This window comes from Vibrio kasasachensis (assembly GCF_050337565.1).
GTDB classification, from domain to species: Bacteria; Pseudomonadota; Gammaproteobacteria; order Enterobacterales; family Vibrionaceae; genus Vibrio; species Vibrio kasasachensis.
In genome coordinates, this window is record NZ_JAKJTB010000019.1 from 17,037 (window position 1) to 42,420 (window position 25,384).

At 42.2% G+C, this 25,384-nt stretch carries 27 protein-coding genes; 12 read left to right on the forward strand and 15 right to left on the reverse strand.

Annotated features, from left to right (window positions below; translation table 11 throughout):
• Positions 1–178 precede the first annotated feature (178 nt).
• The 4 genes from L4C38_RS15710 (at position 179) to L4C38_RS15725 (ending at position 5,048) form a co-directional block, all read left to right on the forward strand.
• Entirely contained in the window at positions 179–1,366 is a 1,188-nt protein-coding gene (locus L4C38_RS15710; RefSeq protein WP_428798501.1) for a M24 family metallopeptidase, read from the forward strand.
• Positions 1,367–1,419: 53 nt separating this feature from the next.
• Positions 1,420–1,902 carry an Lrp/AsnC family transcriptional regulator gene (locus tag L4C38_RS15715; protein WP_428798502.1) on the forward strand — a complete coding sequence of 161 codons (483 nt, stop codon included), beginning with the start codon at positions 1,420–1,422 and terminating at the stop codon, positions 1,900–1,902.
• A 207-nt stretch (positions 1,903–2,109) separates the two neighbouring features.
• A complete protein-coding gene (locus tag L4C38_RS15720; protein ID WP_428798503.1) occupies positions 2,110–3,627 on the forward strand; it encodes an NAD-dependent succinate-semialdehyde dehydrogenase in 1,518 nt (505 codons plus the stop codon).
• Between the two features lie 14 nt (positions 3,628–3,641).
• Entirely contained in the window at positions 3,642–5,048 is a 1,407-nt protein-coding gene (locus tag L4C38_RS15725) for an aspartate aminotransferase family protein (RefSeq protein WP_428798504.1), read from the forward strand.
• A 47-nt stretch (positions 5,049–5,095) separates the two neighbouring features.
• Here the strand turns inward: L4C38_RS15725 and L4C38_RS15730 are convergent, their stop codons facing one another.
• The 9 genes from L4C38_RS15730 to L4C38_RS15770 form a co-directional block, all read right to left on the reverse strand.
• Positions 5,096–5,476, reverse strand: a complete 381-nt coding sequence (locus L4C38_RS15730; protein ID WP_428798505.1) for a carboxymuconolactone decarboxylase family protein — start codon at positions 5,474–5,476, stop codon at positions 5,096–5,098.
• Positions 5,477–5,534: 58 nt separating this feature from the next.
• Positions 5,535–5,891, reverse strand: a complete 357-nt coding sequence (locus L4C38_RS15735) for a MerR family transcriptional regulator (protein WP_428798506.1) — start codon at positions 5,889–5,891, stop codon at positions 5,535–5,537.
• 103 nt (positions 5,892–5,994) lie between these two features.
• Positions 5,995–6,531 (reverse strand): 2'-5' RNA ligase family protein, encoded by a 537-nt coding sequence (locus L4C38_RS15740; RefSeq protein WP_428798507.1) that lies wholly within the window; start codon positions 6,529–6,531, stop codon positions 5,995–5,997.
• A gap of 34 nt (positions 6,532–6,565) precedes the next feature.
• Positions 6,566–6,862 carry a hypothetical protein gene (locus L4C38_RS15745; RefSeq protein WP_428798508.1) on the reverse strand — a complete coding sequence of 99 codons (297 nt, stop codon included), beginning with the start codon at positions 6,860–6,862 and terminating at the stop codon, positions 6,566–6,568.
• Positions 6,863–6,990: 128 nt separating this feature from the next.
• Positions 6,991–7,503, reverse strand: a complete 513-nt coding sequence (locus L4C38_RS15750) for an RDD family protein (protein WP_428798509.1) — start codon at positions 7,501–7,503, stop codon at positions 6,991–6,993.
• A 528-nt stretch (positions 7,504–8,031) separates the two neighbouring features.
• On the reverse strand, positions 8,032–10,023 hold the full coding sequence (locus L4C38_RS15755; RefSeq protein WP_428798510.1) for a TonB-dependent receptor domain-containing protein: 1,992 nt from the start codon (positions 10,021–10,023) through the stop codon (positions 8,032–8,034).
• Positions 10,024–10,167: 144 nt separating this feature from the next.
• Entirely contained in the window at positions 10,168–10,503 is a 336-nt protein-coding gene (locus tag L4C38_RS15760; protein ID WP_428798511.1) for a DUF3325 family protein, read from the reverse strand.
• The gene (locus L4C38_RS15765) at positions 10,496–12,154 is read right to left on the reverse strand and encodes a PepSY-associated TM helix domain-containing protein (RefSeq protein WP_428798512.1); all 1,659 of its coding nucleotides are present in this window, start codon (positions 12,152–12,154) and stop codon (positions 10,496–10,498) included. The genes L4C38_RS15760 and L4C38_RS15765 overlap by 8 nt, the downstream gene beginning before the upstream one ends.
• On the reverse strand, positions 12,144–12,467 hold the full coding sequence (locus L4C38_RS15770; RefSeq protein ID WP_428798513.1) for a hypothetical protein: 324 nt from the start codon (positions 12,465–12,467) through the stop codon (positions 12,144–12,146). Before L4C38_RS15770 ends, L4C38_RS15765 begins: the two co-directional genes overlap by 11 nt.
• 162 nt (positions 12,468–12,629) lie before the next feature.
• Here L4C38_RS15770 and L4C38_RS15775 point away from each other — a divergent pair, with 162 nt between their 5' ends.
• From L4C38_RS15775 to L4C38_RS15785, 3 genes are all read left to right on the forward strand, one after another.
• Positions 12,630–13,316 (forward strand): response regulator transcription factor, encoded by a 687-nt coding sequence (locus L4C38_RS15775; protein WP_428798514.1) that lies wholly within the window; start codon positions 12,630–12,632, stop codon positions 13,314–13,316.
• Positions 13,317–13,327: 11 nt separating this feature from the next.
• A complete protein-coding gene (locus tag L4C38_RS15780; protein ID WP_428798515.1) occupies positions 13,328–14,638 on the forward strand; it encodes a sensor histidine kinase in 1,311 nt (436 codons plus the stop codon).
• 229 nt (positions 14,639–14,867) lie between these two features.
• Complete coding sequence (locus tag L4C38_RS15785; protein WP_428798516.1) at positions 14,868–15,272, forward strand: hypothetical protein; 405 nt, start codon at positions 14,868–14,870, stop codon at positions 15,270–15,272.
• 107 nt (positions 15,273–15,379) lie between these two features.
• On the opposite strand, the gene L4C38_RS15790 is transcribed toward L4C38_RS15785, so the two are convergent.
• The 4 genes from L4C38_RS15790 to L4C38_RS15805 all read right to left on the reverse strand — a co-directional run bounded on the left by L4C38_RS15790 (position 15,380) and on the right by L4C38_RS15805 (position 17,733).
• Entirely contained in the window at positions 15,380–15,769 is a 390-nt protein-coding gene (locus L4C38_RS15790; protein ID WP_428798517.1) for a hypothetical protein, read from the reverse strand.
• Between the two features lie 55 nt (positions 15,770–15,824).
• Positions 15,825–16,196: a PTS sugar transporter subunit IIB gene (locus L4C38_RS15795; RefSeq protein WP_428798518.1), complete on the reverse strand. Its 372-nt coding sequence runs from the start codon at positions 16,194–16,196 to the stop codon at positions 15,825–15,827.
• Between the two features lie 333 nt (positions 16,197–16,529).
• Positions 16,530–17,111 carry an NAD(P)H-dependent oxidoreductase gene (locus tag L4C38_RS15800; protein ID WP_428798519.1) on the reverse strand — a complete coding sequence of 194 codons (582 nt, stop codon included), beginning with the start codon at positions 17,109–17,111 and terminating at the stop codon, positions 16,530–16,532.
• A gap of 154 nt (positions 17,112–17,265) precedes the next feature.
• Positions 17,266–17,733: a hypothetical protein gene (locus L4C38_RS15805; protein ID WP_428798520.1), complete on the reverse strand. Its 468-nt coding sequence runs from the start codon at positions 17,731–17,733 to the stop codon at positions 17,266–17,268.
• Between the two features lie 199 nt (positions 17,734–17,932).
• Between L4C38_RS15805 and L4C38_RS15810 the strand changes: the two genes are divergently transcribed.
• Positions 17,933–18,301 (forward strand): winged helix-turn-helix transcriptional regulator, encoded by a 369-nt coding sequence (locus L4C38_RS15810; RefSeq protein WP_428798521.1) that lies wholly within the window; start codon positions 17,933–17,935, stop codon positions 18,299–18,301.
• 69 nt (positions 18,302–18,370) lie between these two features.
• Here L4C38_RS15810 and L4C38_RS15815 read toward each other — a convergent pair whose 3' ends face one another.
• Complete coding sequence (locus L4C38_RS15815; RefSeq protein WP_428798522.1) at positions 18,371–19,528, reverse strand: flavohemoglobin expression-modulating QEGLA motif protein; 1,158 nt, start codon at positions 19,526–19,528, stop codon at positions 18,371–18,373.
• A 524-nt stretch (positions 19,529–20,052) separates the two neighbouring features.
• Between L4C38_RS15815 and L4C38_RS15820 the strand changes: the two genes are divergently transcribed.
• The gene (locus L4C38_RS15820) at positions 20,053–20,787 is read left to right on the forward strand and encodes an RNA methyltransferase (RefSeq protein ID WP_428798523.1); all 735 of its coding nucleotides are present in this window, start codon (positions 20,053–20,055) and stop codon (positions 20,785–20,787) included.
• 98 nt (positions 20,788–20,885) lie between these two features.
• On the opposite strand, the gene fdxA is transcribed toward L4C38_RS15820, so the two are convergent.
• Positions 20,886–21,209, reverse strand: a complete 324-nt coding sequence (gene fdxA, locus L4C38_RS15825) for a ferredoxin FdxA (RefSeq protein ID WP_428798524.1) — start codon at positions 21,207–21,209, stop codon at positions 20,886–20,888.
• Between the two features lie 218 nt (positions 21,210–21,427).
• Here fdxA and L4C38_RS15830 point away from each other — a divergent pair, with 218 nt between their 5' ends.
• The 3 genes from L4C38_RS15830 to L4C38_RS15840 all read left to right on the forward strand — a co-directional run bounded on the left by L4C38_RS15830 (position 21,428) and on the right by L4C38_RS15840 (position 25,330).
• Complete coding sequence (locus tag L4C38_RS15830; protein ID WP_428798525.1) at positions 21,428–23,047, forward strand: NAD(P)/FAD-dependent oxidoreductase; 1,620 nt, start codon at positions 21,428–21,430, stop codon at positions 23,045–23,047.
• A 233-nt stretch (positions 23,048–23,280) separates the two neighbouring features.
• Positions 23,281–23,820, forward strand: coding sequence for an isochorismatase family protein (locus tag L4C38_RS15835; RefSeq protein WP_428798526.1), 540 nt, complete (start codon positions 23,281–23,283; stop codon positions 23,818–23,820).
• Positions 23,821–24,004: 184 nt separating this feature from the next.
• Complete coding sequence (locus L4C38_RS15840; RefSeq protein ID WP_428798527.1) at positions 24,005–25,330, forward strand: GGDEF domain-containing protein; 1,326 nt, start codon at positions 24,005–24,007, stop codon at positions 25,328–25,330.
• The last annotated feature ends 54 nt before the right edge of the window (positions 25,331–25,384 follow it).

A 25,384-nucleotide genomic window follows, 5' to 3' on the forward strand; every position in this document is an offset into this window, starting at 1 on the left:
TTTTTCAAAGATCGAAGAGGAAAACCAAATTAGAGGCTAAAACAACGAGCATCATTTCGCACAGCCCACATAGCTAAGCTACCAAGCAGCGACTGATTTCTTATATAGCGGATGCGCTGAGTATGGTCACTCTCTTGTGCCAGCCAGTACCATCAAAGCATTCTAGAGGAGATTGGAAATGACAAGCTTAGCTTTGCATTTTGATCTAGACGAATATCAACAACGGTTGATCAAAGTTCGTCAGTCTATGGAAGAGAACGAAATTGACCTGCTAATCATTCATGACCCTTCGAATATGTCATGGTTAACAGGCTACGATGGCTGGTCTTTCTATGTACCTCAATGCGTGGTGATTGGCACAACAGATGAACCCATCTGGTTTGGTCGTAGCCAAGATGCTAATGGAGCTTATCGTACGGTTTACATGTCGGCAGAGAGTATTGCTTACTACCCTGACCACTACGTGATGAACCCGCCATTACACCCTATGGAATATTTAGTCGAAACAGTGCTTGAGCCAAAGCTTTGGGATCGAGGTCGAATTGGCGTTGAAAAAGACAATTACTATTTTAGTGCCACCGCCTTCGAATCATTAACCCAGCGTCTACCGAATGCATCATTGGTCGATGCCACAGGTCTTGTTAACTGGTGCCGAGCGGTAAAATCAGAACGTGAATTGAGCTACATGTATCGCGCAGCGCGCATTGTCGAAAACATGCATAGAGTCGCGTACGATATGATTGAACCGGGGCTCCCCAAGCATTACTTGGTAGCGGAGCTAAATCGGCAAGCAATACTTGGTCACAAAGATCACTTCGGCGATTACTCGGCAATCGTACCTCTTCTGCCTTCCGGTTCTGATGCCGCCGCCCCGCATTTAACATGGGATGACAGACCTTTTCGAAAAGGAGAAGGCACATTTTTTGAAATAGCGGGTGCACATCGACGCTACCATTGCCCACTATCCCGTACCATTTTTTTGGGCGAGCCGAGTGATAAATTTAAACGCGCCGATCAAGCACTGACAGAAGCATTGGAAGCTGGACTTATAACAGCACAGCCGGGCACAACCTGTGCCGAGTTAGCCAATACGATGAATGGCATACTCGATAAAGCGGGCTTCTCACGCCAAGGGGCGCGTTGTGGCTACCCGATTGGGTTAAGTTATCCACCCGATTGGGGAGAGCGAACCATGAGTTTACGTGACAGTGACCAGACCATTTTACAAGAAGGCATGACTTTTCATTTAATGCCGGGACTATGGTTTGAAGATTGGGGATTGGAAACAACAGAAAGCGTCGTGATCACACGCCACGGAGCAAAAACACTGTGTGATTTTCCTCGTCACTTATTCATCAAGCATTGAGCTATCTTCACCGAGATTTATTCATACAACCTCGACCAGAACTGGAGTCTTAGATGAAATTAGATCGGTACGACATCAAAATACTTCAGATACTTCAAAACAACGGTCGTATCACTAAGTCTCAATTAGCTGAAAAAATAAACCTCTCTATCAGCCCTTGTTGGGAAAGAGTAAAAAAACTCGAACAAGCTGGTATCATCGAAGGTTACGGCGCAAAACTAAACGTTGCAGCATTTAACAAGCAGACATTAGTGCTGGTTGAAGTATCGCTTAAACAACACAACGCACATGCGTTTCGTCACTTCGAACAACTGATTGAGAGCACACCTCAGGTAAGCGAATGCTATGCTACGGGTGGTGGTGTCGATTACATTATTAAATTTCAATGTAAAGACATAGACCAATATCAACGCTGTATCGACAAATGGCTTGATTCTGACGTAGGTATTGAGCGTTATTACACTTACATTGTCACCAAAACCGTCAAACAACCCTGCTCTATCGCTATGGAAGACATTGAAGCGAACCAGCATTGACTGTCACAGCACACAGAAAATTTGCCACATAACATCCTTCAATACAGAAAAACTTCTGCTCTTTGTAACCTTTACAGAAAATAAACCACCTCCTGCTCGGCTAAAGTTTAGTTAACCCAATCTAAAACCACGCAAAACTCTGTCTAAACGTTAACACTGACACCTAACTCACAAAGTGTTCTTCAGAGTTAAATGGGAGGATTATCGATGAATACAGCCCGACACTTTGATATTGACGATTCAAAAGCAAATCACGAAATTATGACAGCGCTTAATGATGTAAAGCTGCTAAGAAACCTAGCCTATATCAATGGAAAATGGGTCAGCGGAAGTCAATTTAGCCCCGTATCTAACCCCAACAATGATGAAATAGTGGGGTATTTTACCCAGTTGTCCACCAGCCAAATTGTCGACGCCGTAGATGCAGCCGATCACGCGTTTAACTCATGGCGGAAGCTGCAAGCTGACCAACGTTCAGAGTACTTATTTAATTGGTATCAACTGATCCTCAATGCCAAACAAGATCTGGCTCATTTGATGGTTATTGAACAGGGTAAAACTTTCGCTGAGGCGCTCGGGGAAGTGGAATACGGAGCATCCTTCATTCGCTGGTTTGCTGAAGAAGCGAGGCGCAACTATGGTGAAACCATTCCGAGCCACATTCCTAATGCTCAGCTTTCGACGATTCGTGAACCTATTGGGGTTGCAGGTTTGATCACGCCTTGGAACTTCCCCAGTGCCATGATCACCCGCAAAGCCGCAGCAGCAATGGCAGCCGGATGCACAGTCGTCATAAAACCAGCCAGTGAAACCCCTTTTTCGGCCCTTGCCCTCGCTGAATTAGCCGATCGAGCCGGTATTCCGGCAGGGGTATTCAATGTTGTAACAGGCAAAGCCAGTACCGTTTCTCATGTATTTTGCCAGTCAGATAAGGTCAAAGCTCTCTCATTCACGGGCTCGACACCTGTCGGTAAGTTACTGCTTAGTGATGCCGCTAACACAGTAAAGAAATGCAGCATGGAGCTGGGAGGCAACGCGCCGTTTATCGTATTGCGTGATATGGATATCAAACAAGCCGCCATCGCCGCCGCTGATGCCAAGTTTCAAACGTCAGGGCAAGATTGCCTCGCCGCCAACCGTATTTTTGTGCCTAAAGAACACTACGATGAGTTTATCCATCACTTTAGTGATCTAGTTGAAAAGCAAGTGGTTGGCAATGGTGCAGATCCTGAAACAACGGTTGGACCACTTATCAATCATAAAGCGGTCGAAAAAGCTCAACAGTTACTCAATGATGCACTGATAAAAGGGGCCACCATCGCAGCACAATCTAGTACCCCCAGCGAAGGCAGTTTTTTTCCCCCGACCTTATTAACCGGTGTTACCACCGACATGGCAGTCTATCGAGAAGAGAATTTCTGCCCAATTGCCGCAGTTCTAACCTACGAGGATTTAGATCAAGTCATTGAGATGAGCAATGATACTGAATACGGGCTTGCAGCCTATGTTTACGGGCACGATATACACAACATTTGGCAATGCTTAAGAGGGCTTGAATTTGGCATGGTAAGCGTCAATTCCGTCAAGATGACTGGTCATCCCATCCCTTTTGGCGGCATGAAACAATCTGGGCTCGGTCGTGAAGGGAGTAAACACGGCTTTGATGAATTTAGTGAAATAAAATATTGCTGCCTAGGCGCTTTGCCTACTGTGAGTGGTAGCTAGATATTGGAGGATTTATGGATAAACACACTCAACACTTACTTGAAATTGATCGCCAACGTGTCTTTCACGCTTCAACGCACCTCAAGCAATATGCACATGGTGAATTAGCCGGACGTATCATCACTCACGCCAAAGGTATTCGCATACAAGACTCCGTTGGCAATGAGTGGATCGACGCCTTTGCCGGGCTCTACTGCGTAAACATTGGCTATGGTCGCGAAGAAATGGCCGAAGCGATCTACGAGCAAGCAAAGAAACTTGCCTATTATCACACCTATGTAGGACATACCAACGAAGCACTAATACAGCTTTCAGACCGTATTATTGCAATGGCTCCCGAAGGGATGAGCAAAGTTTACTATGGCATGTCAGGTAGTGATGCCAATGAAACGCAACTCAAATTAGTTTGGTATTACAATAATCTATTAGGTCGACCAGATAAGAAAAAAATCATATCTCGTGATCGTGGCTACCATGGTTCGAGTATCGCTTCAGGATCAATGACGGGCTTACCTCTATTCCACGCTCACTTTGATCTGCCTCTTGACCGCATAAAACATACCATCGCGCCTTATTATTATCATCGCCAAGATAGTGATATGAGTGAGCAACAATTTAGTGATTACTGCGCCGAGCAATTGGAAGCCATGATTCTACAAGAAGGTCCTGATACCGTCGCCGCTATGATCGCCGAGCCGGTATTAGGGACCGGTGGCATAGTCCCACCACCACAAGGTTACTGGGCGGCAATTCGCCGCGTGTTAGACAAATACGATGTTCTGCTTATTGCTGATGAAGTGGTGTGTGGTTTTGGTCGGATTGGCTCCCCATTTGGCTCAATATATTACGATATGCGACCTGACTTAATTACCGTCGCCAAAGGGCTAACTTCTGCTTATCAGCCATTATCTGGCGTCATTGTTGGGTACAAAGTTTGGCAAGCACTAGAACAAGGGACCGAGGAATGGGGCGCTTTTGGTCATGGCTACACCTATTCAGGTCACCCTTTGGGCGCAGCCGCTGCCAACTGTAATCTAGACATCATCGAACGTGAAAACTTAATTCAATACGCCGCTGACACCGGGCAATATTTACAACAAAAGATGCAGCAAGTGTTTGCTGAACACCCCATTGTGGGAGATTCACGAGGTGTTGGCATGTTACATGCTCTTGAATTCTCAGCAGACAAACAACATCGCACAGCTTTTGATCCTAACTTAAAAGTTGGTCCTCAAATCGCGGCAGCTTGCATGGACGCGGGGCTTATCGCTCGTGCCATGCCTCATGGTGATATCCTTGGGTTTGCACCGCCTTTGGTGACGACCAAAGACGAGATCGATATCATGGTTGATAAAGCTCACCAATCGATTAATAAAGTGATGGATGCACTTGTCACGAGTAAGCAATGGCAAGCACGATAAGATAGCGCCTTATCAAGTAACAGACTGAGACGATTTTCTCCAGTCTGTTACTTGGTTTCACGTTCGAAGAGCACGTCTTTCAACGCAAACATACCGTTCAACGCAGCTGGGAAACCTGCATAAACCGACATTTGCAGTAGCACTTCCTTGAGCTCTTCCTCGCTGCAGCCAACGTTTAACGCAGCGTTCAGATGCACCTTTAACTGCGGTTGACAGTTACCTAAGGCTGCTAACGCCGCTACCGTTGCAATTTCCCGCGACTTTAAATCTAAAGCTGAGCGTGTATAGATATCCCCAAATGGATATTCAATAATAAAACGGGCTAAATCAGGACAGATATCTTGCAAGCTTTCAATTACTTGATGCCCTGCCTCACCATCAATCTTAGATAACTGCTCCATACCTGCGGCAAATCTTGAACTTTCCATTGATGCACTCCTATAAGTAAGTAGAAGTACCACTTTACAAGTTAGAGTTAACTCTAAGTCAACCCACTTTGTTGGCTTTGTACAAGCCAATTTTCTCTTCAAGAGCGTCCAAATGGGATTGCTGCAATTCAATATGATTTTTCAAATTATCTTTGTGCTTTTCTAGTAACTTTTCTCGCTTCAAAAGCGTGCTCGACCCTAGCTCACGCAATGTTGCGTATTCTAGAATTTCAGATAACGGCATACCCGTTTCTTTTAAACGCTTAACAAAACAAATCCAATCCAAATCTTTGCTTGTATAAGCTCGGTGACCACTCGTATTACGCTGCACATTTTTAAGTAAACCGACTTTTTCATAATAGCGAAGAGTATGAGACGACAACCCGACCAAATTGGAAAATTCTTTCATGTTCATAGTTTCGCCTCCTAGGTATAACCAGCCGCTCTTTCAAAAGCCGGCGCCGTTAACCAATATTCCAATGTGCCACGTAAACGGTACAGCTCTCAATCATTGTTTGTTATTTATTACCCAATGCGATCGTTTCTATATTGCTGACCACATTAGATTCAAAGTCATAATCAACAACCTGCAAACTTGAAATTTTGCCTGTAATACAGAATTCTTTACTATTCCACTCCCTTGCCATTTCCTGACATTGCTTAGCATTCAGGCTATTGCCTATCCCTATGTGGGGAATAAAATCTATATCTAAGCGTAGGTTGTCTTCCAAAATATCACTGTAAAGCTTGTCATGTAATTTAATTAAATCGCTGAAACCCTCATCGGGAACAAAAAACGTGTGATAGTAATCATTGAATGCATCCTTATTGATCGTCGAGCACCGTATATTGAATACAAATGGCATAAACTCGCGGGCTTTCAACGCTATTTCTTGTTTGAATCTATCGATAGGAATATCAAAAACAGGGAACACTAAAGTAAAGTGTGGTTCTACAACTCCATAAAACAAACCATCATTCTTAGCCCTGAAAGATTGAATTTTGTCATAATCGAGAACTGATAATTCAGGAACAGCGATAACCAAAAGTGCCATACTCACTCCTTACACATAACCCATAATATTTAATTTAGCCAAGTGATAAATCTTGCTCACCAACTCTGGCATTCTTCCTTAACGCTAAAATTTCTTTATAAAAGATACAATAGAAAAAAGGGAACATAACTGCCATCACGAGTACATAGCTCACTTTATATCTCATCGGCATCACAGGTTTTTTAGGCGCATCGAAAACGTTGTAACCTGTAATAAAGAACATAATGAGTACGTAAAGTGTGGCTATTTGACCAACTGCTAGATAAGCGTAGATTGCAGTTATTTGACCGACTGCCAAATAAGCATAAATTACTGCGGATTGCGCATCCATTTCGGTTTCTTTCTCCTAAAAACTCATAGCTGAATCATATTGAGTCTCTCAGCCTCGACCATCGTCACTTAATCATATGAGAGAACGGCGTGTAACATATGCGATGATAAAATCACAAAGCACAAAGTTTAGTCAAAAGTACTGAAGTCGACCTCTCTAGTTTCTTCAACACTCACAACTTGGGTGCCTGCGATGAGGTCATGTATGCAGCGTCTGTCTTTGCGGAAAATAAAAAGGATATTCACTGTTTGTATGCCGCTGCCAACGATCGGTATATAGCCCAAAACTGTCATTGGGAGTGTTCGTTTTAAAAGTAGCATCGGTAACCCTATCGGCTTGCCATCCAAATCAACAATTGCAATCTCAAAGACATTTTTGCCAATTGTTTGACCTTTTTTATGCAATAGATACCCATGGCAAAGGAGATATGAAAGCCATACGTAAATCGTGACAAGCACAGTCTCCTTGAAGTAAATGTCACCTGATGACAAAACTCTTCCACCAAATTCAGTGTAAAATATCACAGGCACCATGAACGCAATCAGAAGTATACCATCAAGAGTCGCCGCCCAAAAACGAGCCCACCTCGAAGCTAATACTATTTCAGCTCTGTTTATTTCTTGTCCCATTACTTCGTCCATGAATAACCTCCCTACATTTTTTCCCCGACTTGCACTGATGCATATAACGTAAAATCAATATCAGCAGAATTAGCCTAAACTGGAATAACTCACACCAAGCAAAGCCATGTGTTTCACGTCCTTAAAGGCAATTTACTGCCACTAATCTTGCTAACGTCATGCACCTTATCAACTGAGTCGGGAAAGGAGAACGCTCTGCCACCACTGGTATCTATTCTCGTGTGGTTCGTCGTATATATGCCCCGTTCTGACGATTCACCGTTACATTTTCATGCTCTATCTACGCAGCAGAGTAACGGTTAGTCATGTGCAGTAAGGTTAAATCTAGCGCCATTATAAAAACAATTGCTCATACTAAAAACAACCTTTGCTCAGCACCAGTTTACTCTCTGCTGTATTGTGGCGAAATGAAAATAGAACGACTGACCCAATTCAAATCGTTGGACCGGAGCACCCACTGATTTCTATAAATACTTTTCTATTAGAATGAGTAAAGCGGAATGCCCTCCGCCTTACTCAAGTGCTTAATTAAAATTTCGCGCGCAAACCAATCGTATAGCGACGACCTTCTAGTACTTTGTCATATTTGTCATAATCAATTTCTTCATCAAACAGGTTGTAGATACCTCCGTAAGCATTGATGGTTTGATTGAACGCGTAGTTCACACCAATGTCAGTAATCGAGTATGACGGAAGTTCTGTTTCTTCGTCTGAGCGCGAAGAATACGTAATCAAGGATTCACTGCGGTATTTGACCTTACCCCATAAGCTAAACGCTTCCGTTGGCTTCCAACCAAGACTAAGATTCAACATGGTTTCCGGAACATTGTTCAACGCATAACCTTTGTTATCACCCGTTAGCTGCTCACTATTTGTATGGGTATAACCCACAGTTGTATCGAATGAGTCAGTGAAGAAACTCACAAAGCTCTCTAGCCCTTTTAGCTCTGCCTCATCAACATTCTGATATTGGTAAGTTGCTTGATAAGCAGTACCTTGATAGCTACAGCCATATGCAGGTTTTGTATAACAGATGTTATTCTTAGTTATCGCATCTTTAAAATCGGTTTGGTAAGCCGTGATACCTGCAGACCAGTTTTTATGGTCTTGCCAATTAAGCGAGATCTCGTAGTTTGTACTCGATTCTGCTTGAAGATCAGAATTACCAATATCAGCACCGTCGGTACCGCCACCGCCGCCACCTTCAACCCAATCCGAATCCCCTTCTTTTAAATCAGGCGTACGGTAGCCTTGACTAACCCCCCCTTTTAATGAAAATTGAGGAGAAAGTTGATAGACGGCATACGCACGAGGCACGATTTCACTGCCGTAATTTTCATCATCAACAAAACGGGCACCGGTCGTTAGCCCTAAACTTTGGGTGATCTCCCAATGCAACTCACCAAAAAACGCATATTCAGAACGATCAAGCTTTGATTTGTTGTAAGCACGATCTTTGTCATGTTGAGTTTCTTGGTATTTATACTGCCCACCAACCACTAAGTTACCAAAATTCAATGGCATCGTAGTTTGAGTATTCAGCGTATGCCGAGTGTACTGGGAGGTATAGTTTCCATCATCCATATCCATGATTTCCGCTTGCCAGTAAGATGCAGTATCCAATTCACCCCAAGAGATATTATGACCAATACTATAAAATTGACGCTGAGTTTTTAGTTCAAAATCGTCACTTGCTGGTGTTCCATCTTCCCCTTGTAGCGTTTTGTCTTTAGAAGACTGTTCACCTTGAGTTGCATAAGCAGCCTCAAACGACAATGACTGCATCTCACCCAAATACCAATCTACTTTTGCCGAGTTATTGATGTCTTCAGAATCTCTAAAACCATAGCGGAATTCATCTTCATCCCGCTGATAACCAAGACCGGTCACCGTTAAAATAACGTTATCACCGACGATTGGACCACTTGCAAAATATCGAATTTGCTCACTGCTACCAAATGTTGAGTTCTCATGTAGAACAGTTTCTACGCTCACCTCACCGATCCACTTATCTAGTGAACGCTTTGTAATTACGTTAATCACACCACCAAGCGCATCGGAACCATATAACGATGACATCGGTCCTCGAACAACTTCAATACGTTCAATGGCTGAAATTGGGGGTAACCATCCAAATTCCGCACCATCACCATAACCGTTGTAATAAGCTTGACCAGAACCTTGTGGCTTACCGTTGACCAGAATAAGCGTATAATCGGAGCTTAAGCCGCGAAATGACACTTCAGAGCTGCCGCCCTTTCTACCCGTACCATCTTCTGCAAAGACACCCGGTACATCTTGCAGCGCTTCGGTAATGTCACGATAAGCTTTGTTTTCTAGTTGAGTTGAGTCAATCACCGTAATTGATGCCGGAGCCTGGCTCATATCTTGTTTATATCCCGAAACGGTTATAACTTCTGTTTCGGTCGATGAGTTCTCAGCTTCAGCTAGGGCTGATAGCGGTACAAATGAGGCTGCGACCGCCAAACTAACTAATGTGCGGTTAGAAATCCCGTACATAAAATATACTCCTGTAAATACTTCTTTTTTGAACGCTCCCCATTTAAATAGGGCAAATAATTTACCGAACTTTCGGCAGGTTATTGCTCAACTCTTTTGCTTATTTCGCAACTCAGTGAATTGAAATAAAGCTTATTAACGTTATTACAGAGCGAGACTGAATCCAGCGAGCATCCCAGATAAGCAAATCTGGGTGAATAAACTGCGTAGTGCATAACTCAGAGTTACCACCACTAAACATGCCAGTAACGTGACCAAACATATCCAGTTGGCAATACCTACCGTTACGCCATACACCAGAGATATTTGGTCAATACTAATAGCACTTGCGATTAGAGCGATTCCCCTAATGCTGTAAATATGTACTGACTTTAACGGTTTGGCTTTTGAGTAATTCCCCCAAAATTCATCTCTGTGATGCTTGGTTGCACTAGCAAAAATCAACAGTGACAAATAGCCAAACAGGATTGAACTAACCATTTGCATCACTTTTCACCCCACCTGTATTCCCATGTTGATTTTCGCGTCGACGTTCAGCATTTGGGTAGATACAGTTAAATGCACGGTAGCCAAAAAACAGTAAACTAATCGCTATCAATAGAATGCTAAGGTCGATCATCTGCACAATAGTCGGGGCGTTAAGCCAAGTGCCTACCGCTGCAATATCGCTATAGACAAAATTTAGGTTATAAATAATAAGGCTTAATAACATCACGCCGATTAGCAACAACGACTCTGCTAATGCTTTACCGTACTCTCGGAATAATCCGTAGAGAAAAGTCATCAGCCAAAAGATGAAAAAACCTTGAATCTCAATTAGTGCACGCGCTTCTACGTCGGCTGGAACCAAACGATTCAACCACATAGCCATAGCCGTCGCGCCTGGCAAACCGACTAAAAATGCGATATTTAGCCCCTTAGCTATTAATAAGCCAAAACGGATTGCTTTAGTTGTACTGTTTTTAATAGGGCGTTTCTTTAACCAGATGTGCAAGCCTGTGCCTACCATCAATGTTCCCAGCAAGCCAGAAAAGAAAAACAGCCCACGTTGAAATGGTTGAGCGTAACGTTGTAAGTGAACAGCAGTCATCACGTTGTAGATTTGAACGTTGATATTGTCATCCACTTTAGTTGTTTCAACCTTGGTCAAAACACCACTTTTAAGATCAAAATACCAACGAGTAGGGCGGGCGCGATTTAACAATGTTTGCGCACCTTGCCCCCATAGAACAACCTTCGGATCATTTGAGGAGGGGTTAATGACTTGCACACGGTCAATTCCAGCCCGCCAGATCTCTCTGCTTCGCTCGTCATTAAGTAAACTATATAAAGCGTCACCAAGTGATCTTTCCAAGTTGAGGCGAATATGGTTCTCTTGCGGTTGGGAATACTCGGAGAAACCAAGCTTTCCTCCACGAAAATCACGTAATGCTTGTTCATCTCCATCCAGTGCAGTTTCGACGCCCCAAGGCATCAGCATAAACATCAATAGCATTAAACCGCTGTAGGTAATTGCGATATGAAACGGCAGAGCTAAGACTGCGGAAATGTTATGAAAATCTAACCATGAGCGAATTTTTTTCTGTGGTTGAAATTTAAACAAATCTTTGAAGATTCGTTTATGAATTATCACACCACTAATGATCGCGACCAGCATACCGAGTGCTGCAATACCAACAACCCATCGACCAAATTCTCGGGGAACACCATATAATTCGAAATGGAGACGATAAATAAAGTCAAACAACCGACTCTCTCGAGGTTCAAGCACTGCACCTGTCGTTGGATTAAAATGAACTCTATTCCGATAATTGGTGTCACCTCTTTTTACACCGGGTGTATTCCAAAACGCGACCACACTGCTGTTGCGCCCATCAGGAAGGTTGACTGTCCAAGTTTTTGCATTGCTTGCATATATTTCGAGATAATTGAATACGGTATCTAACTGCTGTCTATTGCCTGAGACATGCAGCTCTGGCGCTTGCCAAAGCACTAATTCATCGCGATAGAAACTGAGCGTTCCAGTAAAGAAAATCAGATAACATAGCCAACCGAGCAATAGTCCAAGCCAACTATGCAACCAAAGATTTCCACGCTTTAGGTTCGGTTCTAATACCACACTAGATGACATATCCAGCCCCACCAATTGCCATTAGAACTAACGCAACTTGCACTGTTAGTATCCATGCCTTACTAAACTGGGGAGCACAGAAAGCCCAAATTACGACGGCAACCATAACTAGAAATGAATACTGTGTTGCTGCCATCACATTGGCAGCGGTTGAACCACTCCACCAATAACTAAAGCTGATAGTAAATAGTGACGCCAGAACATATCCGCCAACCCCAGCTAACACAGAGCGCAACAGTACATCCACACGCGAATGATAATGACTACCAATGCCCTTCCTATTTCTCTTTCTAGTTAACGTGTTAGAATCCATACACTTCACGGCTGATAATAATATTGAAAACCATTCGCATTTTAGATTGGTAAGCTGACCTAAACCTGACATGTAAAAAAAACTATCAAAACTGATGGCTTTTACATCTATTTGAATATGAGTGAACGGCTTTTGTGGTGCGATTTTTAGTTAGGAAGAGAAATGAAATTACTGATTGTTGAAGATCATCCGACCTTGAATGAGTTGTTAAAATCGGAACTTAGCGAGTTAGGACATGTATCAGATAATGTAATGACAGGCGCAGAGGCATTACATTTCTTGTCCGTTAGCCACTATGATGCAATTCTTCTTGATTTGGGGCTTCCCGATATAGATGGGATGCAACTCCTAAAGCAGATTCGCTCTGCAAAAGTGATTAATATTCCTGTGATCATCGTCTCCGCTCGAGATAGCTTAGAGAGTCGAGTCAACGCTCTCGATTGTGGTGCTGACGACTATGTGACGAAACCGTTTGATATCCCCGAACTTGAAGCTCGTCTACGCACTATTTTGCGTCGTACTCAAGATAGGACTGATGATGAACTCAGTTTCGGAGATTTACGGTTTGAACGCCGCCAAAGGATGTTGTATTCAGATAATGGCTCAATCGCTCTCGCAAAACGCGAAGCTATGCTAATTGAAGCCCTTCTTCAATCAGCACCACGAATTGTGATCAAAGACAACCTTGAAGAAAATCTTTACGGGCTTGATGAAACGACGTCAGCGAACGCAGTTGAAGCGTTGGTTTCTCGTATGCGTCGCAAACTAAAGATCTTAAAATCAAATAGTAAGATCGAAACAAAGCGTGGGATTGGCTATAACCTTTCTTACCAAGACTTAGCCAAATAAGGTTTGAATTGATGTTAAGTTTGAGCAAGCGTGTGCTGGTAAGTATGTTAGTTGGCTTCGTTATTGGCGTGCTGGTGGTTTCGCTATATACACTACACAGCATCAAGCAAGTAAGACGAGTTGCAGCCTATGCACAAGCAAGTGCGCTTGTCGCCGGATATGACCGTACACAAGACATCAATCAACTGCCCAGTTCTTTCAACAACGATCTTATCTCTTACACTTTGTATAGCCACAAAGGGGAAGTGCTCAGTTTCTCTGACAACAGAACGAAACCACTTAAACTAAAACCCAAGGTAGTCTACAACAACAGCTGGTTACCTGATCTAGAAACACACGGAGATCGAATTGGCGTGCCGGTAACATTACTCAATGGTGATATTTTAATGGTGTCTCAGATTGACAATACAAACCGAGTTTTAATAGAACAAGTGGTGTTTGAATCAATCAAAGTAATGTTAGTTGCACTGTTGCATCTTACTGTCTTGTTTTCGTTTATTGTTTACTGGACGGTAAAGTGGACATTGTCCCCCGTTAGAAAAGCAGCCTTGGCAACTGATAAGATCTCAGTAAGTAATCCGTTACCCATTCCAACTGAACAACAACCTAAGGAGATACTCCCCCTCATACAATCAGTCAACAGTGCTGTTGATCGGTTAACCAAATCCTATCACGCTCAGCAACGTTTTATAGCCGATGCCGCCCATGAGTTGCGCACACCACTGACAGTTCTTAAACTACGTTTAAACCGTATTCAAGACTCAAACTTAAAAGACTTAAAGCAAGCACAAGTTGACGTCGAACAAATTCAAAACCTCACAGATAAACTGTTGGAACTCGCCAGGCTAGAGAGCGTGATGCTCGCACCAGACTCACAGCCAGATAGTGTAAACATCGTTCGATTATTGAGAGAAAGCATTGCGGAAAACTATCCTCTTTTTGAACAAAGCAATAGAAACATAATCTTAGAACACTATACCCAACCTGTTACCGTAACGGGGTATCCTCATTTACTGAGTTTGAGTTTCAAAAACCTAATAGACAATGCTTTTCATCATGGAAAAGGCGACCTAAAAATTAATGCACAGAGCAACGTCGAAGGTAACATTGATATCTATTTTTCAGATGAAGGTTTAACTCCGCCAGTAGAAATACAGAACACACTGTTTAAGCGTTTCAAGAAAGCAGATAACATTAGCCGTGGTTCTGGTTTGGGATTATCAATTGTTGCTCAAGTGATGCGACATCATCGGGGTTCTGTGTCGTTCCGTCATTCTAAACATACACGAATTAGAGTTCGTATACCTGCCGCATTCAATTGATAGCAGACTAGCTTAAAACAATTAAAAACGAGATAAACCAGCAGAAACTCCGAGTGCTAAATCGCCATTTTGTTGGATTTAAGCAGCTATATATTCCGTTGAAAATGACCTTTAAAAATCTTCTGTGCACGTACTAGAACACCACGCCTTTTTGACTCTGCTTAAACACTTTGTCATGTTGTAATCTCTGATATACAATCGCAAAGTTTACAGAGCGAGAGCCCCAAAGATGCCATTTAACAACGATCTTAACCTTATGATCACCTATTTAGAGCGTTTCTGCACCGAAGAGCGCATGAATGAACTGGATAACATTTCAGACGATCAAGTTAACTTGCTTCTTGATTTCCTAACGCTAGCTCATAAATTGAAATGCGATATTTACGCCACTGGCGGCCCTAATAGCCCACTCTTTCTTGGCGTAGGCGTTTATGCTCTAGAGCAGTACAGAGCGCCTCAAGGGAACCTATTTCTAAAAATAGATTCAAACAATATTCACGTTTCATTTGAACTTGAAAGCTGCACTGAAGAAAACCTGTTAACACCAATGCGAGTAATAGACGCATTGCATTATCTGTCAGACAAGCACGGTCATTCCCTATTACCTGAAGACTATATACGCGAGAGTTGTTAGGTTTGCAGTCAAGGCGTCGATTTATACGACATGGAAAGAAGCACCTCCAATTGTCATTGAGGTGCCCGCTAGATCGGAGCAACTGCAGAGAGAGCCCCTTTTAAACACTATTGTGTAATTTTTTCGAGGATGAGTGCTACTTGTTTTTCAAATCGTTGCTTTGCACTCAACTTGTTCGTTTTAGCTATAGATATCCACTGTAATCCCGTCTCATCAATATGTTGAAATTCAATTTGGAATTCATATTTTCTGACAGAGAATAAAGCCGATAACATACCCAAAGTTAGCGCTATAGGCACAGTAAAAAGACCTAGAGATTCTGGGCAAATCATCCAAACCACGCTAGATACGACCAAGCCAATAAATATAACTCTTAATGCATGATCTTTTATCGAATTAGTTTTAATTCGAGCCCGCTTAATCTTAGACAAGGGGTACTCATCTCTCTTAAATCGGAGCGTTGTTCCACTAATCTGAAGTTCTTCCGTAATATCCACAACCCTTCCTGACATAAATAAACAGTCGCCCCAATTTATGGAGCATAAATAACGGCTATGAGGACAATGTCTGTAGAGCTGTATTGACGAGATTCTCATAGTCCATGGTTCCAAAAACCCGACTCTCAATTTTTAACACTGGAACTTCGTACCCTGTCATCTGCTCTCGAGCTTCTTCATAGTAATGATTAACTTGAGGAGATATAAATACGAGAGAAATGTTCTTAGCATACAATTCGAGAAAATCTGGCTCTATCAACGCTTGGATTGAAGCATACATTACGTAATATGGCTTACCAAGTTCATCCATATATTTTTGCATGCGTTGAGCCATCATACTTGACGTAAACCCACCAGAACACACTACAACAATAATTTTCCTATCAGCAATTACGTTATTAAGATCATAACTAAATAAACTACTCATATAACTCCCTCTACCGAAACTGCCACACGCAATTGAGACCAATTACACGTGGCACAAATAAAGGCTATTATGAACACTATTTGAACGATTGGTGTTGATCTCGTGCCCGATCTAACCGAAAAACGATATTATTATGGACAATAGCGGCAATACACTGAGGAAAATGACAATACCTGAGAAGAACAGATGAGATAACCCATTAATAATGGTAAATATACGGTTCATTTCGCCTTGAAAAAAAGCTCAAGGCGTAGCACCCACTGAACACGATCGTACAATTCACTCTACAATGAGGGCTCGGGCTTGTTCAACACTCGGAATTCAATATCACCACTAAAACTTAGCTTTTATCTTTTGTACAAAAGCCTCAACCCTCAACGTTGACGCGCTCTCACTTTTATAAAACGAAAGCATCTTGAACTGACACCCCTTAGTACACGCACCTAGCAATGCAATTTTCAACACTCGCTTTACTGGCTGCCAAAGTACGAGCTTATCAACCCACCAAGGCGATCCAAGAGTCGTGATTACTTTTACTTCTTGGAGCTTATCCAAACATGGCGTGATCGCACCTAAGTCCGATGCATGATTATATGCATGCCCTGGCGCCCATACACGATCAAACCACCCCTTTAAAATTGCCGGGAAACCAAACCACCATGTTGGGAATACCAACACCAAGGCTTCTGCTTGTTTCAACTGTTCAATTTCAGCTCCAATCAAGTCCTTATCAAAGGGGTTGATGTAGTAGCTTTGTCGCTCTTCTTTCGTTAACGTGGCGGAGAAGTCATTGTCATATAAGTCGAGCAAAGTTACTTGATAACCCTCAGACTCTAAATGATTAATTGTCTCTGTTGCTAGATAATGACACAAACTGTCTTTTAAAGGGTGAGCGATCACCACCAAACATTTCACATAAACCTCCTTGTATTTTAACCTTCATACAGTGCTCATCTTACCGCGCAAAATTTGTACTACCAACACACTGTAAATTAGTTTGAATTCTATCTATCACGACTCTTAGTACACAGATAAATGTACATCAGAACGGCTATTCACCGTTACCTAGCTAAATTTCAGCATGGAGTGCATTGTATTCTTGGCGTGTTTTGTTTTTAATACTCCAATAATAATATATATAAGCAGATGCAAGAATTAAATCGATGATTACAATTAAATACAAAACGTTTATTATTTTATAATTAACCAAGTAATGAAGCGCCACTATTGCCCATACAAAACGAACGAGACCATTAAGCAGCGCAATTTCGATCCTAGATGATACATCCTTTGAAGCATAAATAAGGATCATACCAACAAGAAACAACGCTAATCCAGCTGTATTGAGGAATAACATATTTCCACCGTCACTTGGTGGAACCCAAGGGTTACCACCAAATCCGATAGTTTTATTTATCCAATTAAATAATTTGATGTAATGTTCAGATAGAAATGGCATTGAAAATGGAAATGCCACAATGCAATTAAATACTCCCCCACCCATAATCCAACGTTTTGCCGTTATTAGATCACTCATAGTAATCACCTATAATTTATTACTAATTAAAAATGAATGACCAGCATCGAACTCTCAAGGTATTTTAGTCATTCGGTATTCAGCATTTCTATTACTATTAAATACTGATGAAATATCATATACATTCCGGTATCATTATGAAAGAAGGTACCAAAACGTACTATAGGTACCTATTAGTAACTATAGAGAGCTTTTATTTATGGATGATTACAGATCTCGCAATATTGAATGCCCGATAAGATTAGCGCTTGATCGCATCGCAGATAAATGGACTGTATTGATTGTCGTATCACTGATGCAAGAAACCAAAAGATTTGGAGAGTTGCGTAAAGACATTGAAGGTATCTCTCAAAAAATGTTAACTCAGACATTACGCGGTATGGAACGAGATGGCTTAGTCAACCGGAAAATATACCCGGTTATTCCGCCAAAAGTAGAATACTCACTAACTGAATCGGGTAAATCATTAATACCCATATTATTAGATATTCGAGATTGGTCACAAATTAATGCTGAAAGTATTTTTCTTTCAAGAAGAGAATATGACAAAAAATTAAGTGAGTCGTAGCATTAAAAACCAATAAAAAAGCAGACTAGGCTGCTTTTTTATTTCCCTTAGATTAGAGCTATACATCATTTACTTTATTGCATGGGTAATAAAACGTCGAACTTCATCGTTATCACTTGGGTTAATAAATGATGGCGTAATATTTAAAGGCGGATTAAAAATACCTTTTTCAACCAAACGATTAATTTGCGGCAAATGCATTAGCGCAGTTTTACCACACAATAGGTTTAGGAATCCGTCTTGTTTTTCATAGGCATGCAACACTTCATGGAAACCGCGCAGATAAAGATAATCTTTAGTAAAGCCCCCACCTCGATAAACACGCGCTGTAATGGTAAATGCGAGGTTCTTTTCCACACCCAAAAGATCTTTCAGCATCATAAACGTCGTACGAAATGATTTCTCTTTTATCATAGAGTCAACGGCTAATACTCGTAGCGCGAGGATCTTTAAACGCTTGATGGTTAAGTGCCCTGCCAGATACTCACTTAGTATCGCCATGCCTTCTTGTGTCATGGTATGAACAGGGCAACCTAATGAAAGTATCTTTAACGGCTGGTTGAGTGCATTCAAAGTAGTGACGAGGTGGACCCCAATTTCATGATGTGCCAACGCGTGCGCTTCGATATTCGGCACTTTCGCCGCACTATTAATTTTCACTGTCGTTTTGCTCACCAGAGCGTTGGCGATCATGTTGTCATCAACCACTAAATCGTATTGATAACCATGCTGCTGCGCAAACTGCTCCATGATGGTTTGAATGCCTTTTGCGTCAACTAGCTTCTTGTCATCGTCATCAGAATCTGGGAGGTGCAGAATAAAATTTGCGTTGCGAATGTCTTTTTCTGTCGGCTCACCAAAATAACGCAGTGAGTTGTAGAGAAAATCTTGAGTCCCTAGCGTTTGAATTTGGTCAATTTTATCGGTGTATGAAATGATCACATCTTCATAGATACGCTGCAGGTCGGCATCTTCTACCTTCTCAATCGCTAAGTTAAACAACTGGCGCTTTAAATGAAATGCATTGCAGTTGTTTGCTTTGTAGGTAAATTGGGGTTCAACTGAAAAATGACGCTTAAAAAATTCGTTTTTTTGCTCATTATAATTCGTCGGGCTAACCGCACTGAGTACCTCAATACCATTCACCAACGAATAGAGTTTATTGTCTAACGCTTTGGCATGCTTTAGCCCTGCATGCGCCAATGGGATTATGTTTTCTCTGTTCATATACTACCCCTAAAAACTTTCCATATAAGAAAAAATCGTGAATCCATCACGTTTAGGGCATACTCCCTATTGACAATATGCGCTTGTTTATTTTGCACAACAATTAGCTAAGAATGCCTTTTTCTCACTCAGTGAGAAGTAGCGCGCTTTGTACTGCTATGTTGAATGGTTTGATAAACTTAAGTACAGACGTTACCGAACATAGAATCTAACCATGAGTTAGGTATATACCCAAGTTACCTCAAGAAGCTTAGTTCAGCGAGAGTTGTTAGATTTGCAGGCAAGGCGTCGATTTGAAAATCTAGTCGTTCTAAATTAAGAATCGATAACGCAGTCTGCGAACCTAACAAACTCGCCCTTCGGGAGCCTGTCACTGGAACCATTTTTTCGTCAAAAAACTAGGAAATAGATGGCTATTCCACGTCGTTGTTTTCCTTGAACTGGAACCAGTGACAAGGCTCTGAATCCTGTATCTTGAAGTCACTTGGGTATATAATCCCTGCGTTTTCATCTGGGACAACATAATGATTTCAAAAAACCAACTAAAACTGCTCCGAGCTTTGGGTCAAAAGAAACAACGCAAGGCGCATGGCTTATTCCTCGTTCAAGGTGAAAAAAACGTACTTGAATTAGCCAGCAGTGAGCTTGCTGTTAAGCATGTCTTCGCCACGGCCGAGTTTCTCGAACAAAATAGCCAAACTTTAGGCCAGTTTGAGTGCGTTGAAGCATCATTAGATGATTTAACCAAAGCGAGCACGTTAGTCAGTAACAATGCAGCTATCGCTGTGGTTGAGATTCCAACCTTTGCGCCGCCTGAAGCGCAAGGTCTGTTGATCGCTCTTGATGGCGTTCAAGACCCAGGTAACCTTGGTACAATTATTCGCGTTGCCGATTGGTATGGCATCAAGCATATCGTTGCAAGCACCGATTGTGCTGACCCGTACAACCCTAAGACCATTAGCGCCACAATGGGTAGTTTTGGGCGTGTACAAGTGCACCAACTAGATTTACCAAACTACCTAGCCGGTTCAAACTTGCCCGTGTATGGCGCGTTTCTCGAAGGCGTAAGCGTACACAAAACAGAATTTGCCGCCGAAGGTATCTTGTTGATGGGCAGTGAATCTCACGGTGTTCGTGCTGAGGCGGCTAAATTCGTGACAGATAAAATCACGATCCCTGCTTTTGGTGGCGCTGAGTCACTGAATGTGGCAATGGCGACAGGCATCATCCTCGACAATATTCGCCGTCATCACAGCTAATTGGCATTGATAATTCAAATAACAAAAAATACAAAATAAAAAAGCGTAACGGTCATTAAATCGTTACGCTTTTTTTATTTTTTGTTCAAACGCTTATATTATCGTTTGAGCATGTCGATCTTGTTTGGCACACCGTTCCACTTCTCCGCTTCATCCATCGCGGGTTTCACTTCTGTTTGCACTGGCCAAATTTCTGCTAGCTCTGCATTTAGCTCAATAAAGGCTTTCTGATCGTCGGCAAGCTCATCTTCTTGGTAGATGGCATGCGCATCACACTCATCAATACATAAGCCACAATCGATGCATTCAATCGGGTTGATCACCATAAAATTTGGACCTTCGTGGAAGGCATCAGCAGGGCATACCGCGACACAGTCAGTATATTTACATTGGATACAGTTATCCGTTACGACAAACGCCATGATAATCAACTCTTAGATTAGTCACAAAATGAAGAAGGGGATAATACTCATCCCAAGACAAAATTCAACAATATACCCACTGTTGAACCTTATTTAGTATGACAGACAAATCAATTTCTCGTAAAATGTGCGCCATTGTGAGCGAGCTACCCTACCCAAAGCAATTGCAACGGGTTGTGATGGCTTTGCTAAGACACCTACTGTAACGAGACATCAACATGATACGTTTAAATGAAATCAAGCTTCCTCTAGACCATGAGGAAGATGCGTTACTCAGCGCTATTTCTAAAAAGCTTGGCATCCCAGCTGAGCAAGTCATCTCTTTCAATGTATTTAAACGTGGCTACGATGCTCGTAAGAAAAGCAATATTCACCTAATCTACACTTTAGATGTGATCATTGAAGGCGACGAAACGACGATACTTGAGCAATTCAACAAAGACCCGCATGTACGCCAAACGCCAGATATGGAATACAAATTTGTTGCTAAAGCTCCAGCAAACCTGTCAGAGCGCCCTGTGGTTATTGGTTTTGGCCCTTGTGGTCTTTTTGCCGGTCTAGTTTTAGCGCAAATGGGTTTCAACCCTATCATCGTTGAGCGCGGCAAAGAAGTTCGTGAACGCACTAAAGACACCTTTGGTTTCTGGCGTAAGCGAACTTTAAACCCAGAATCAAACGTTCAGTTTGGTGAAGGTGGCGCGGGTACCTTCTCTGATGGCAAACTATACAGCCAAGTAAAAGATCCAAATTTCTACGGCCGTAAAGTTATAAATGAATTTGTAGCAGCTGGTGCACCTGAAGAAATTTTATACGTAAGCAAGCCACACATCGGTACCTTCAAACTGGTTACTATGATTGAAAAGATGCGCGGACGCATCCTAGAACTCGGTGGTGAAATCCGTTTTAGCACTCGTGTAGACGATATTCATATGGAAGATGGTCAAATCACAGGTGTTACGCTTTCTAACGGCGAAGAGATCAAATCTCGCCATGTTGTACTTGCCGTTGGTCACAGTGCTCGTGATACGTTCGAGATGCTCTACGAGCGCGGCGTATACATGGAAGCTAAACCTTTCTCTGTGGGTTTCCGTATTGAACACAAGCAAGCGATGATCGATGAAGCGCGCTTTGGCTCAAACGCTGGTCACCCACTACTTGGTTCAGCAGACTATAAACTTGTGCATCACTGTAAGAATGGGCGTACTGTTTACAGCTTCTGTATGTGCCCAGGCGGTACTGTTGTAGCCGCAACGTCTGAAGAAGGTCGCGTTGTCACCAACGGTATGAGCCAATACTCTCGTTCTGAGCGTAACGCAAATAGTGCTATCGTGGTCGGCATTGCCCCTGAAGTTGATTACCCTGGTGATCCACTAGCAGGCATTCGTCTACAGCGTGAACTTGAATCAAACGCGTACGTTCTCGGCGGCGAAAACTACGATGCACCAGCTCAGAAAATCGGAGACTTCCTAAAAGGTCGCGATCCTAGTGCATTGGGCGATGTTGAGCCTTCATTCACTCCGGGCATCAAGCTAACCGACCTGTCAAAAGCACTACCACCGTTTGCTATTGACGCTATTCGTGAAGCCATTCCTGCGTTTGACCGCAAAATCAAAGGTTTCGCCTCAGAAGATGGATTGCTTACTGGTGTAGAAACTCGTACCTCATCACCGGTTTGTATTAAACGCGATAAAGAGTTCCAAAGCGTTAACCTGAAAGGCTTCTTCCCTGCGGGTGAAGGTGCTGGTTACGCTGGCGGTATCCTATCTGCCGGTATTGATGGAATTAAGGCAGCTGAAGCCGTGGCGCGCGACATCATTGCTCAGTTAGAAAACGCGTAAGCAAAAACTGATTTTTTCACTAAGCCAGTCTTCAGGACTGGCTTTTTTTGTCAAAATTTCGCTACTCAATGCTGAATTCCCCTCAATATTAGAAGGAAAATTCGCCAGATTTTTAGACAGCAACTATGATTATCTCGTAGCATAAAATGAACAAGGACAAGTAGTTGGCGTAGGTGGAGATCTTAGACACTTGTTGTTCGCCAAGATAACCAAGGACTAGGAGAAAGATATAAATGCTCAATAAGGAAGACACTGGCTTAATTATCGTCGATATTCAAGGAAAGCTCGCGAGCCTAGTTCACGACAGTGAAGCATTGATAGAAAACTGCGCCAAATTAATTCAAGGTACACAGGCTCTTGGCTTACCGATTATTTGGCTTGAGCAAAACCCTGGCAAACTTGGGCAAACGGTCGACAGCGTTAGCGAGTTACTAAAAGAACAAAACCCCATTGCAAAATTCACCTTTGATGGCTGCAACGAACCCGACTTTAAGCATGCACTCAATACTGCCCAGAAACACTCTTGGCTGATTTGTGGCATTGAAGCGCATATTTGTGTGTATCAAACCGCTACACATTTGGCAAATCTCAATTTTGACGTACATGTAGTAAGTGATTGCATATCATCTCGAGATATCAGTAACAAGCAACTCGCCTTAAATAAGTTCTTTAATGAGCGCGTCAAAGTTACTGGATTGGAAATGTGCTTGTATGAACTAGTGAAAGATTGCCGCTCACCTGAATTTAAACAAATTTTGAAGCTAATTAAATAGGTGATTTGGCGTTACAGTGTTATACACATCAGACAGGTTCGGTAATGCTATTTAGTTAAGGAAAGAAAGATTGGCACATAGACCCAACCTGTTGTTTTTTTTGGCAGGTTGCATACAATGACGACCGTGCGTTATGCCATACCCAAATCTATGCTTTTGTCTTGAACTTTAACTATGAATACTAATGAATAAAAGCCTTTCTCGAACCTACAAACATCATTTACTGCCGATAATCAAACTATTCACCTTAACGATTCTGATCATCGGCTCATCGTATGCTATTTATAATACTGTTCTACTTGAGCGGTTATCTATGAGCATCGTCGCTGATTTTAATCAAATTTACTCTATTAGCCGTCGTTTCTCGCAGTATTACAACAATACAAATAGCACTCACCTAGCCAAAGGGACTTACGAAAACGATGGCGTTAGCATCATGGTCTCACAAGACACCGATGTTAAAATACTTTCAACCGGTATCAATAAGATCCGTTCTCAATTGGAGACCGTAACTCAAGGACATATCTGGACAATTGCTATCTTCGAACATCCTTCAACGTATGGACACTTTGATCCGTTACGTAAAGAATATGCTGACCGTTATAGCGAATATGAAATCAATGATGTGATGACTCGCATCGTCAAACGCGAAGGCTTGGAAAACACATTTGAGCAGTTCTATGGCTGCAATATTAAGTTATCAGAGCCATACACCGAGCAGGGTTCAAACAAGGTGATTCGCACCGTCTACTACCCTGTCTACAATGACCGTTCACTAGATGCGCTGCTCGCCATCGATTTGAAAAACAGCTTTTTTGACTCTACGATAAAAGCCTTCAATAAAGAGCATTTCACTGCGGCAAATACCAATAGTCATTGGGTGTCTTACCAACAACCGGTTGTCATTTCGTGTACTGATGCAGAACCGATCCATATCGGTTTTGGGGTATGGGACATTATTCAACGTGTATTTATTCCCTCTGTTTTCTTGACCTTGTTTTCGCACTTATTGATGGTGCTTATTAAGCTTTACCAAAGACGCCTAAACCAAGACAAAATGACGGGATTCTATCGCCGCGACTTTTTCGAACCGCGGTTAAACAAACTCAATTCTTTTTCTATGCTCATCATAGATATCGATTTCTTTAAAACAATAAACGATAGCTATGGGCACAAAAAAGGTGATGACGTCATTACCGAAGTCACCTGTCGTATTACGAGCCAAATAAGAACAAGCGATGTTGCTATCCGTTGGGGTGGCGAAGAATTTCTATTGTTATTTAACAATATGAGTGAATCAGCTCTTCAAGCAAAAGCTGAAGCAATTCGAACTTATGTTGCAGAGAAAACAATCTCCGAACTACAAGTAACGATCTCGATTGGCGGAGTTTACCTGAGCCAAGGTAGTTTCTCTGACGCGTACCAAATTGCTGATATGGCTCTATACAAATCGAAAGAGAATGGGCGAAACCAAGTGACAATTTTAGGTGATGATGCGAAGAAGTATTAACTATGAACGCAACTGACAGCCTTAATTGTCTGACATTCTAGCAATGAAGTAGCA

Excerpts from the sequence above, each read along its gene's own strand:
- L4C38_RS15745 (WP_428798508.1), bottom strand. The coding sequence starts at position 6,862 with ATGGATGCGCAATCCGCAGTAATTTATGCTTATTTGGCAGTCGGTCAA.
- L4C38_RS15715 (WP_428798502.1), top strand. The coding sequence starts at position 1,420 with ATGAAATTAGATCGGTACGACATCAAAATACTTCAGATACTTCAAAAC.
- L4C38_RS15820 (WP_428798523.1), top strand. The coding sequence starts at position 20,053 with ATGATTTCAAAAAACCAACTAAAACTGCTCCGAGCTTTGGGTCAAAAG.
- L4C38_RS15730 (WP_428798505.1), bottom strand. The coding sequence starts at position 5,476 with ATGGAAAGTTCAAGATTTGCCGCAGGTATGGAGCAGTTATCTAAGATT.
- L4C38_RS15840 (WP_428798527.1), top strand. The coding sequence starts at position 24,005 with ATGAATAAAAGCCTTTCTCGAACCTACAAACATCATTTACTGCCGATA.
- L4C38_RS15735 (WP_428798506.1), bottom strand. The coding sequence starts at position 5,891 with ATGAACATGAAAGAATTTTCCAATTTGGTCGGGTTGTCGTCTCATACT.
- L4C38_RS15750 (WP_428798509.1), bottom strand. The coding sequence starts at position 7,503 with ATGGACGAAGTAATGGGACAAGAAATAAACAGAGCTGAAATAGTATTA.
- L4C38_RS15795 (WP_428798518.1), bottom strand. The coding sequence starts at position 16,196 with ATGAGTAGTTTATTTAGTTATGATCTTAATAACGTAATTGCTGATAGG.
- L4C38_RS15830 (WP_428798525.1), top strand. The coding sequence starts at position 21,428 with ATGATACGTTTAAATGAAATCAAGCTTCCTCTAGACCATGAGGAAGAT.
- L4C38_RS15765 (WP_428798512.1), bottom strand. The coding sequence starts at position 12,154 with ATGTCATCTAGTGTGGTATTAGAACCGAACCTAAAGCGTGGAAATCTT.
- L4C38_RS15805 (WP_428798520.1), bottom strand. The coding sequence starts at position 17,733 with ATGAGTGATCTAATAACGGCAAAACGTTGGATTATGGGTGGGGGAGTA.
- L4C38_RS15725 (WP_428798504.1), top strand. The coding sequence starts at position 3,642 with ATGGATAAACACACTCAACACTTACTTGAAATTGATCGCCAACGTGTC.
- fdxA (WP_428798524.1), bottom strand. The coding sequence starts at position 21,209 with ATGGCGTTTGTCGTAACGGATAACTGTATCCAATGTAAATATACTGAC.
- L4C38_RS15810 (WP_428798521.1), top strand. The coding sequence starts at position 17,933 with ATGGATGATTACAGATCTCGCAATATTGAATGCCCGATAAGATTAGCG.
- L4C38_RS15740 (WP_428798507.1), bottom strand. The coding sequence starts at position 6,531 with ATGGCACTTTTGGTTATCGCTGTTCCTGAATTATCAGTTCTCGATTAT.
- L4C38_RS15710 (WP_428798501.1), top strand. The coding sequence starts at position 179 with ATGACAAGCTTAGCTTTGCATTTTGATCTAGACGAATATCAACAACGG.
- L4C38_RS15785 (WP_428798516.1), top strand. The coding sequence starts at position 14,868 with ATGCCATTTAACAACGATCTTAACCTTATGATCACCTATTTAGAGCGT.
- L4C38_RS15780 (WP_428798515.1), top strand. The coding sequence starts at position 13,328 with ATGTTAAGTTTGAGCAAGCGTGTGCTGGTAAGTATGTTAGTTGGCTTC.
- L4C38_RS15760 (WP_428798511.1), bottom strand. The coding sequence starts at position 10,503 with ATGGTTAGTTCAATCCTGTTTGGCTATTTGTCACTGTTGATTTTTGCT.
- L4C38_RS15755 (WP_428798510.1), bottom strand. The coding sequence starts at position 10,023 with ATGTACGGGATTTCTAACCGCACATTAGTTAGTTTGGCGGTCGCAGCC.
- L4C38_RS15815 (WP_428798522.1), bottom strand. The coding sequence starts at position 19,528 with ATGAACAGAGAAAACATAATCCCATTGGCGCATGCAGGGCTAAAGCAT.
- L4C38_RS15770 (WP_428798513.1), bottom strand. The coding sequence starts at position 12,467 with ATGGATTCTAACACGTTAACTAGAAAGAGAAATAGGAAGGGCATTGGT.
- L4C38_RS15835 (WP_428798526.1), top strand. The coding sequence starts at position 23,281 with ATGCTCAATAAGGAAGACACTGGCTTAATTATCGTCGATATTCAAGGA.
- L4C38_RS15775 (WP_428798514.1), top strand. The coding sequence starts at position 12,630 with ATGAAATTACTGATTGTTGAAGATCATCCGACCTTGAATGAGTTGTTA.
- L4C38_RS15720 (WP_428798503.1), top strand. The coding sequence starts at position 2,110 with ATGAATACAGCCCGACACTTTGATATTGACGATTCAAAAGCAAATCAC.